Genomic DNA, 9,430 nt, shown 5'->3' with positions numbered 1-9,430 from the left:
CAACGACCGACCATGCATAACGACTACGGAGGCCGAACATGCCAGCCGACGGTGCCCACCGACGGTCCGACAGCGGCGACCAGCTGCTCGCCGCCGCCCGGCTGATCTCGATTGCCGAGGCGACGTCCTTCCTGCTCCTGCTGGCGGCGACCGTGATCAAACATACGGCCGACCACCCCGGTGGGGTCCGGGTGCTCGGGCCGATCCACGGCGTGCTCTTTCTCGCCTACTGCGCGCTCATCGTCGCCGTCGCCACGACGCGGCACTGGGCGACGCGGCGGACGCTGCTGGCGCTCGGGGCGTCCGTCCTGCCGGTTGCCCCCTACTTCGTCGAACGCCGGTGGCTGCGGGCACCGGCGGCCGGCCGCACTGCCGATGCCGCCCACGCCGGGCCGGGCGCCCCCGCTGCGTCGGCATCCGAACCCGTGTCCTGAGGCCAGCTCCGGCGAACCGTCACACCCATCTCTCGAGCCACCTCCGGCAGGTGAGCGCGGGCCGGCCCACGGTGCCGGCCGGTGGGGCCGGCCGGTGGGCCGGCCCGCGGCACGGCCACCGCGGCACCACGAAACGGCATGAACATCCCAATGGCCGCGCAACACAACCGTTACCGCGATGACTTATGTACCGGGCATCGTGCACGTGCACGACACGCCGGCACCGAATACGCGGAGATGGGGCCTGTCCGTGCCACCGTCAGGGAAGTCGGGATGGGATGAGAGGGCCTGTGATGTCCACGCACACCCTCTGTGTCGTGAGCATGCCCTGGGGAGTGGTGTCCGGATGGAACAGGTCCTTGTGGGCGGTGACGAGCTGATCTTTCTGATCTGCCCGCGGTGCGGCGACGAGCGCGGTTTCGAACAGCCCCCGTGCGCCGACGGGCACGGCGTGGACTGTCCCGACCGTGCCTGCGTCGACTGCGGAACAGCCCTGTTCGTCGGCCCGGGGCAGCCGGGGACGCCGGCCGCCCGGGCACGCACGCCGGAGCCGGAGCCGTCCGGTGGAGCAGCGCGCCACCACCAGCTGTGCCATGTCGCCTGACCACATGTCGCCTGACCGGTGGTCGTGCCATGCCACCTGACCGGTTGGCCGCTTCCTGCCGGTTGGCTCCCTGTCGGCTGCTCCGCGCACCGCTCGCCCGTACTGCCGCCCACACCATCTCGCACATCCATGCTCCGTCGCGCGCGCACGGTCAGGACGTCCTACCGTGACGTCCATGGGCGCGCCGCTGTCTCCGGACGGCGGCCCAGCTGTCTTCCTCGCGGCCACGGCTGCGCTGCGGGACGCGCTGGGCCGGGTCCGCCCGGAGGTCGCGGTACACGAGATCCAGGCGCCGGCGAGACTCGCGCCGTACGCGTTCGCGGCCGCCGGCGGGCTCTCGCAGGACGGCGACGAAGCCGCCTCGGGCCGGCTGATCCTCCTGTTCGACCCGGCTGGGCACAGCGCCTGGGAGGGCACGGCACGGTTCGTCTGCTATGCCCGCGCGGCGGTCGACCCCGAGATCGCCGCCGACCCGCTGCTGCCCGAGGTCGTCTGGTCGTGGCTGCGGGACGCGATGGAGGCCAACCAGGCCGGCTACCGGGCGATAGGCGGCACGGTGACCATCACGAGCTCGAAACGGTTCGGTGTGCTGGCGGCGGACGGCGACAACTCGGACGTGGAACTGCGCTGCTCCTGGTCGCCGGAGTGGCCCGGGACGACCAACGGCTGCGATCACCGTCTGTGGCGGCCCGCCGAGGCGGCGGCCCAGCTCCACTCCTTCGTCGACCTGCTGGCGGCCATGGTGGGCCTGCCCCCACGGATACGCGGAGTGATACCTCTGCCGTCCCGCCACCCGTCCTGACCCCGTCCCGGTGCCGGCCTGACGCCGGCCCGGTGCCGGCCCCGCCCATACCGCGGTCCCACAAGCATTCCGACGCTTTGAGCGACCGATCGGCTCTCCAGGGTGAAAGAAGGCCCCTGATCCGGGGCAAACCGCCGTCCCTGGTCGATCTGGCTGGTTTCCCTGCACCCGTCCAGCACGCTTGGACGCTGTTCGCGACGTACCATCGCCGATCGTGACGTCGACGGTTCCGGACTCATCCCACCAACTCGGCCAAGGGCCGGACGGCAGCGCGGGGCAGGCCCGCCCGCTGCTGGAACCCGCCGAGGGCATACCTGCCGTGATCGTCGACCGGACGGCGCTGCTCGCGGCGGCGGCGCGGCTGGCCGCCGGCACGGGCCCGGTCGCCTTCGACGCCGAACGGGCCTCAGGCTACCGCTACAGCCAGCGGGCCTACCTCGTCCAGGTACGCCGCCGCGGCTCGGGCACCCATCTTGTCGACCCGGTCGCACTCGCCGACCTCACCTGCCTGCAGGACGCCGTCGGCGACGCCGAATGGGTCCTGCACGCGGCCAGCCAGGACCTGCCCTGCCTGGCCGAGGTCGGCCTGCGCCCAGGCCTGCTCTTCGACACCGAGCTGGCCGGCCGGCTGCTGGGCTACGAGCGGGTCGGGCTCGGGATCATGGTCGAGAAGGTGCTGGGCTTCACCCTGGAGAAGGGGCATTCCGCGGCCGACTGGTCCACCCGGCCGTTACCCGAACCGTGGCTGCGCTACGCCGCGCTCGACGTCGAACTGCTCGTCGAACTGCGCGACGCGCTGGAGGCCGAGCTGGAGGCGCAGGGCAAGCTGGCCTTCGCCCGGGAGGAGTTCGCCGCGATCGCGGCCGCTCCCCCGCGGGAGCCGCGGCCGGACCTGTGGCGGCGCACCAGCGGGATCCACCGGGTCCGCAACCGGCGCCAGCTCGCCGCGGTCCGCTCGATGTGGACGACCCGGGACCGCATCGCCCGCGAACGCGACATCGCGCCCGGCCGGGTGCTCCCGGACAGCGCGATCATCGAAGCGGTGCTGACCGCTCCCGTGGACGTCGAGGCCCTGACCCGGCTGCCGGTCTTCTCCGGCCCGCGGCTGCGCCGCACCGCGCGGACCTGGTTCGCCGCCCTGCGGGAGGCCGCCGGGCTGCCCGAGGACGCCCTGCCCGCGCCCGCCTCGGCCAACGCGGACGCCCTGCCGCCGCCGAACCGGTGGGCCGACCGCGACCCGGCGGCCGCCGCCCGCCTGACCCGGGTACGCGCCCGTCTCACCGCGATCGCCGCCGAGCGGACCATGCCGGTGGAGAACCTGCTGGAACCGGCTCTCGCCCGCCGGCTCGCCTGGTCACCACCGCGCCCGGCGGCCAGCGACCACCAGGTCAGCGACCCGCGGGTGACCAGCGAACTGGTGGCCGGGGTGCTGCGGGCCGGCGGCGCCCGGCCCTGGCAGGTGGCGCTCACCGCCGGGCCGGTCGCGGACGCCCTGGCCGAGCCGGCAACGGAACCGGTGGCGGTAGCCGAGCCGGTGGCGGTAGCCGAGCCGGTGGCGGTAGCCGAGCCGGTGGCGGTAGCCGAGCCGGTGGCGGAGCCAGCGGCCAGGCCGGCGGCGGAGCCGGCCACCGAACCGACGAACGGCCCGGACGGGAGCGTATAGCCGTCCGGGCCGCCGCCGTCCGGGCCGGGCTGTCGCTGTCGCTGGCCGGGCCGGAGCCAGCGCCGGAGCCAGCGCCGGGCCCCGGCCGGCATCGGGGCGGGGCCGGCGCCCGGCCGGCGTCGGTGTCGAACCGGGATCGAGGCCGAATGGGGTTACCCATGGGTAACCTTCTGCCGTAGGCTGACCGTGTCGGCGGTCACGCCGGCACCGGTACCGTCCTCCCGGTAGATCGCCGTCCGTCACATGCGCTCCGCGGGCGTGACCGGACCGGTTTCGATAGCGACCTGCCGGGTCTCCCCGGTCAGGAGGCACAGTGTTCCAATCCGCCAGGGACTCCGTCCGCGACGTCGTGTTCGTCGACGGCGTCCGAACCCCCTTCGGCAAGGCCAAGGGGGTCTACTCCGAGACACGAGCGGACGATCTGATCGTCAAGGTCATCCGTGAGCTGCTGCGGCGCAACCCGGCGCTGCCGGCGGAACGGATCGACGACGTGGCGATCGCCGCGACCACCCAGACCGGCGACCAGGGGCTGACCATCGGCCGGGTGGCGGGCATCCTGGCCGGGCTGCCGCAGTCCGTGCCCGGCTACGCCATCGACCGGATGTGCGCCGGCGCGGTCACCGCCGTCACCACCACCGCGTCCGCGATCGCCGTCGGCGCCTACGACGTCGCGATCGCAGGCGGCGTCGAGCACATGGGCCGCCACCCCATGGGCGAGGGCGCCGACCCCAACCCGCGCTTCGTCTCCGAGAAGCTCATCGACACCTCCGCGCTGGTCATGGGCCAGACCGCGGAGAACGTGCACGACCGCTACCCGACGATCACCAAGGAGCGGACGGACGCCTACGCGCTGGCCTCCCAGCGGAAGGTCGCCAAGGCGTACGCCGACGGGCTGATCCAGCCCGACCTCGTCCCGGTCGCCGCCCGCCACACCGACAGCGGCTGGGAGCTCGTCACCGCCGACGAGCCGCCGCGCCCCGACACCACCCTGGCGGGCCTGGCCGGCCTGAAGACGCCGTTCCGGCCGCACGGCCGGGTGACCGCGGGCAACGCCGCCGGCATCAACGACGGCGCCACCGGCTGCATCCTCGCCGCCGGGGATGTCGCCGAGGAACTCGGGCTGACTGCGAAGATGCGGCTGGCCGGGTTCGGTTTCGCCGGTGTCGAGCCGCATGTGATGGGCCTCGGCCCGATCCCCTCCACCGAGAAGGCGCTGGCCCGCACCGGCCTGTCCATCGACGATATCGGGCTGTTCGAGCTCAACGAGGCGTTCGCCGTCCAGGTGCTCGCCTTCCTCGACCACTTCGGGATCGCCGACGACGACCCGCGGGTGAACCCCTTCGGCGGGGCGATCGCGCTGGGGCACCCGCTGGCCTCCAGCGGCGTCCGGCTGATGACCCAGCTCGCGCGCCAGTTCGCCGACCGTCCCGACGTCCGCTACGGGCTGACCGCCATGTGCGTGGGCTTCGGCATGGGCGCGACCACCATCTGGGAGAACCCGCACTTCACCGGCGACGCCGGCGCTGCCAACGGCAGGAGTGCCGCCAGCGGCAGGAGCGCTGCCAGCGCTGCCGCGCAGGCGTCCGGACGGACAGGAGGAGCCCGATGAGCGGGACACCGGCCACCGCCCTCGACTTCCCCGGCGAGGTGGTGACCCAGGCCCACGTCCGCTATGTGGCCCTGCCGGGTGTGGCCGGGCCGCTCGCGCTGGTCACTCTGGACAACGGCCTGGACCACACCCGCCCGTCGACCTTCGGGCCGGCCGGCCTGCGCAGCCTGCTCGCCGCCGCCGACGAGATCGAGGCGCACACCCCGGCCGTGTCGGCGGTTGCTGTCACCGGCAAGCCGTTCATCTTCAGCGTCGGCGCCGACCTGGCCTTCCGGTCGTCGCTGCGCGACCCGGAAGCGGCCCGGGCCGGCATCCACGCGATCGGCGAACTCGGCCACGCGGCGTTGCGACGGATCGGTGAGGGACACTTCGGCGGCCGCAAGGTCCCCACGTTCGCGCTGGTCAACGGCGCGGCCATGGGCGGCGGCCTGGAAGTGGCGCTGCACTGCGACTACCGTGCGCTGTCATCGGACGTCACCGCGCTGGCGCTGCCGGAGGTCTTCCTCGGCCTGCTGCCCGGCTGGGGCGGGACCCAGCTGCTGCCCAACCTCGTCGGCGCGGACCGCGCGGTCACCATCGCCATCGAGAACCCGCTGAACCAGAACAGGATGCTGCGCGCCGCGCAGGCGTTCGCCCTCGGCCTCGCCGACGTCCTGCTCGAGCCGGCGGACTTCCTCGAGGAGGCGCTGCGCTGGGCCGCCCGGGTCATCCGCGGCGAGATCGACCCGGCCGCGGCGCGGGCGCCGGTGCGGCGCGGCGCGGTCTGGGCGGACGCGGTCGCCCGCGGCCGGGCGCTGGCCGACGCCAAGCTGCACGGCGCCGCCCCGGCCGCCTACCTGGCGCTGGACCTGATCGCGCTCGCCGAGACCGCCGACCGGGACACCGGCTACGCGGCCGAGACCGAGGCGCTGGCCGACCTCGCCGTCAGCGAGGAGCTGGCCGCCAGCCTCTACGCCTTCGATCTGGTGCAGAAGCGGGCGAAACGCCCGGCCGGCGGGCCGGACCCGGCCCTGGCCCGGCCGGTGACCAAGGTCGGCGTGGTCGGCGCCGGGCTGATGGCCGGCCAGCTCGCGCTGCTGTTCGCGCAGCGCCTGGAAGTGCCGGTGGTGCTGACCGACATCGACCAGGACCGGCTCGACGCCGGCCTCGCCACCGTCCACCGGGAGATCGACAACCTGCTGACCAGGAAGCGGATCTCCCCGGACAAGGCCTCCCGGCTGCACGGCGCCGTGACCGGCTCGCTGACCAAGGACGTTTACGCCGACGCCGACCTGGTCATCGAGGCCGTCTTCGAGGATCTCGCGGTCAAGCAGCGGGTGTTCGCCGAACTGGAGGCGGTCGTCTCCCCCGAGACCCTGCTGCTGACCAACACCTCGGCACTGTCGGTCAGCGACATGGCGTCCGTGCTGGCGCATCCGCAGCGGGTCGCGGGGCTGCACTTCTTCAACCCGGTGGCGATCATGCCGCTGGTCGAGGCGGTGCGGGGCCGGCAGACCGACGACGCGGCGATCGCGACAACGCTCGCGGTCGCGAAGAAGCTGCGGAAGAACGCGGTGCTCACCACGGACACGCCCGCGTTCGTCGTCAACCGCCTGCTCACCCGGTTCATGGGCGAGGTGCTGGCCGCCATCGACAACGGCACCCCGGTGGAGGATGCCGACCAGGCCCTCGAGCCGCTGGGCCTGCCCATGTCACCGCTGGTGCTGCTCGGGCTGGTCGGGCCCGCCGTCGCCCTGCACGTCGCCGAGATCCTGCACGCCGCCTACCCGGACCGCTTCCCCGGCACCGAGGGCCTGGGCCGGCTGGTGGCCGCCGGCAGGACCAGCGTCTACACGTGGGGCCCCGACGGCCAGCGGGTGGACCCCGAGGCCGCCGAGCTGATCAGGTCCGCGGCCGGCGGTGACACCCCGGTGCTGACCGGCGAGCAGGTGCGGGAGGCGTCCCTGGCCGCGCTCGCCGAGGAGATCCGCGCCCTGCTCGACGAGGGCGTGGTCGCCGAGGCCGCCGATGTCGACCTGTGCCTGCTGCTCGGCGCGGGCTGGCCGTTCCACCTCGGCGGTATCACCCCCTACCTGGACCGCACCGGCATCAGCGAGAAGATCACCGGCCGCCGCTTCACCCCACCCGGCGTAGCCACCCTGTCCTGACCCCTTCGCCCCGGCCCTGACCCGCCCCGGCCTTCTGGCATCGGCCTTCTGGCATCATGACAGCAAGCGCCTGATGCTATGATGCTTCAGTGCGGACGACGGTGACTCTCGACCCGGATGTGGCAGTAGCCCTTCAGAAAATCGTCCGTGAACGAGGGCTGTCGTTCAAAGAAGCGCTGAACACACTTGTACGCGCCGGCCTGGCGGCAGGCCGGCGCCAGGATGTGCCTCCCTACCGAGTACCCAGTCGATCGCTCGGGCTACGGCCCGACGTCGACCTCGACAAGGCCCTGCGACTCACTTCCGAACTCGAGGACGCCGAGATCATCAGTAAGCTTGAACTACGCAAGTGAAGCTACCCGACGTCAACCTGCTGATATATGCGCTGGACGACACCTCACCGAGGCACAAGCCGTCACAGGCCTGGCTTGAGGACATACTGTCCGGCACCGAGACCGTGGCGTTCGCCTGGCCGGTGCTTCTCGGGGTCATCCGGTTGACGACACGCGCCACGATCTTTCGTAATCCGTTCCGCCCGGAGGAGATTCTCGACATCGTCGACGGCTGGCTCAGCAGGCCGTGTGCCGTGGTGGTGCATCCCACCGAACGCCATGCGGCGGTACTCCGCCAGCTTCTCGAGCCGCTGGGAACAGCCGGGAACCTCACGTCCGACGCGCACCTAGCGGCCCTCGCCATCGAGCACGGTGCGCAACTGTGCTCCAGCGACGCCGACTTCGCCCGCTTCCCCGGCGTCCGATGGGTAGATCCTCTGAAGGCGTAACGCAATCGCGGGAACCGTAGGCCGGGTTCGCCGCCGGTCGGGCGGAACTGTCGGTGCTGGCTGGGAGCATGGCCGGCATGGCGAACTGGAGTGAGGTGGAGGCCGCGGCCCCGCGGCTGGCAGCGGCGGTCCGGGGGCGGTTCGAGGCGTACGGGCTGGCAATCCTCGCGACTCTCCGGCGCGACGGCTCGCCCCGGGTGAGCGGGATCGAGCCGCTGTTCGCCCTCGGCGAGCTGTGGCTGGGCATGATGCCCGACTCACGCAAGGCGATCGACCTGTCGCGGGATCCGCGATGCGCCCTGCACAACGCGACAACGGACAAGAACGTCGCCGACGGCGACGCGAAAATCACCGGCCGGGCGCTGGCGGTGACCGATCAGGAAAGCCTCGACGCCTACCGGGCGGCCTGGGCCGCGTCCGCGGAGATCCCCGTGCCGGAGCCGTTCGCCCTGTTCAGGCTCGACGTCACCGAACTCGCGACGATCGGCGTCGGCGACGAGGAGCTCGTCATCGACTTCTGGCGGGAGGGCGGCCCACCCACACGGACGACCCGTCAATGACGGCATGCGCATCACATGGCAGTCTGATGTCAGATCCTCCGGAAGCCGGAGCAAAACGATTGCCCACGTTTCTTCGACCACCCGGGCCACTGCCGAAAAATGGCCGACGGAAACAGGGAGTCCTATTCATAACTTTCATCTATAAGATCTAGATCGCGGCATCACCGCAGACCGAAGAACCGTTACAGATCTTGACCGAGGAGTTCTGTGTATCCTCGGTTCCGCGTATCCCCAGGCATCGGTATATCCCCATCGGGAAGCGTCGGGCGGATTTTCGGGAACGGTTGCTCGATCAAGGATGTACGGCCTGCTCCGGACGCGATGGGACGGCGTCCGGTGGTGCGGTCCGTCCAGTGGGCACGCCGGTGGGGGTGGGCCGCAGGGCCATGCCGATCCCAGCCCACACCAGGTCGGCCACGGTCGCGAACAGGCGGATGATCAGCGCGAGGACGGTCGCCGGCCCGGCCGCGAGCGCCGGCGCCAGGGTGAGGACGAGCACCGCCTCGCGCACACCCGCACCGGCCGGCAGCACCAGCACGAGAAAACCGGCCGTCCAGGCGAAGGAGTAGCCGCCCACCGACAGCAGCAGCAGGCGCACGCCGTGCACCGACGGGGTGAGGTCGCGGGCGAGCAGCCAGGTCGCCACCCCGTAGAGCACGAAGCCCGCCAGCAGCCAGCCGGCGGCGGCCAGTACATGGCGTCCGCCGGGAGGCTGTTCCAGCGGTGGGCGGCGCAGCAGCCGGAACGCGGACGCCAGCAGCGCGGAGAGCACCGGCGGGTACAGCACGGCCGCGAACACCGGGACGGCCAGCAGCACCAGCCCGTAGTGA

10 protein-coding genes are annotated in these 9,430 nt (G+C 72.2%); 9 read left to right on the top strand and 1 reads right to left on the bottom strand.

Annotated features, from left to right (window positions below; translation table 11 throughout):
* Window positions 1-38 precede the first annotated feature (38 nt).
* The 9 genes from AC5LSR_RS07840 to AC5LSR_RS07800 all read left to right on the top strand — a co-directional run bounded on the left by AC5LSR_RS07840 (window position 39) and on the right by AC5LSR_RS07800 (window position 8,600).
* Complete coding sequence (locus AC5LSR_RS07840) at window positions 39-434, top strand: DUF3817 domain-containing protein (protein ID WP_250282127.1); 396 nt, start codon at window positions 39-41, stop codon at window positions 432-434.
* 346 nt (window positions 435-780) lie between these two features.
* Window positions 781-1,038, top strand: coding sequence for a hypothetical protein (locus tag AC5LSR_RS07835; protein ID WP_250282129.1), 258 nt, complete (start codon window positions 781-783; stop codon window positions 1,036-1,038).
* A gap of 175 nt (window positions 1,039-1,213) precedes the next feature.
* On the top strand, window positions 1,214-1,840 hold the full coding sequence (locus AC5LSR_RS07830; RefSeq protein ID WP_250282142.1) for a DUF3000 domain-containing protein: 627 nt from the start codon (window positions 1,214-1,216) through the stop codon (window positions 1,838-1,840).
* Window positions 1,841-2,054: 214 nt separating this feature from the next.
* Complete coding sequence (locus tag AC5LSR_RS07825; protein WP_250282131.1) at window positions 2,055-3,503, top strand: HRDC domain-containing protein; 1,449 nt, start codon at window positions 2,055-2,057, stop codon at window positions 3,501-3,503.
* Window positions 3,504-3,816: 313 nt separating this feature from the next.
* On the top strand, window positions 3,817-5,112 hold the full coding sequence (locus tag AC5LSR_RS07820; protein WP_250282133.1) for a thiolase family protein: 1,296 nt from the start codon (window positions 3,817-3,819) through the stop codon (window positions 5,110-5,112).
* A complete protein-coding gene (locus AC5LSR_RS07815; protein ID WP_493464690.1) occupies window positions 5,109-7,259 on the top strand; it encodes a 3-hydroxyacyl-CoA dehydrogenase NAD-binding domain-containing protein in 2,151 nt (716 codons plus the stop codon). The genes AC5LSR_RS07820 and AC5LSR_RS07815 overlap by 4 nt, the downstream gene beginning before the upstream one ends.
* Window positions 7,260-7,378: 119 nt before the next feature.
* The gene (locus AC5LSR_RS07810; RefSeq protein ID WP_493468297.1) at window positions 7,379-7,612 is read left to right on the top strand and encodes a hypothetical protein; all 234 of its coding nucleotides are present in this window, start codon (window positions 7,379-7,381) and stop codon (window positions 7,610-7,612) included.
* Window positions 7,609-8,040: a type II toxin-antitoxin system VapC family toxin gene (locus tag AC5LSR_RS07805; protein WP_047222616.1), complete on the top strand. Its 432-nt coding sequence runs from the start codon at window positions 7,609-7,611 to the stop codon at window positions 8,038-8,040. Before AC5LSR_RS07810 ends, AC5LSR_RS07805 begins: the two co-directional genes overlap by 4 nt.
* A gap of 77 nt (window positions 8,041-8,117) precedes the next feature.
* The gene (locus AC5LSR_RS07800) at window positions 8,118-8,600 is read left to right on the top strand and encodes a pyridoxamine 5'-phosphate oxidase family protein (protein WP_250284908.1); all 483 of its coding nucleotides are present in this window, start codon (window positions 8,118-8,120) and stop codon (window positions 8,598-8,600) included.
* A gap of 292 nt (window positions 8,601-8,892) precedes the next feature.
* Here the strand turns inward: AC5LSR_RS07800 and AC5LSR_RS07795 are convergent.
* Window positions 8,893-9,430 (bottom strand): lysylphosphatidylglycerol synthase domain-containing protein (locus tag AC5LSR_RS07795; RefSeq protein WP_445548706.1); only part of this gene is annotated, 538 nt, incomplete at its 5' end.

The sequence above is a fragment of the Protofrankia sp. CiP1_Cm_nod4 genome, assembly GCF_982290645.1.
The sequence above is the reverse complement of the archived record's forward strand: the minus strand, read 5'-3'. Positions and strand labels throughout refer to the sequence as shown.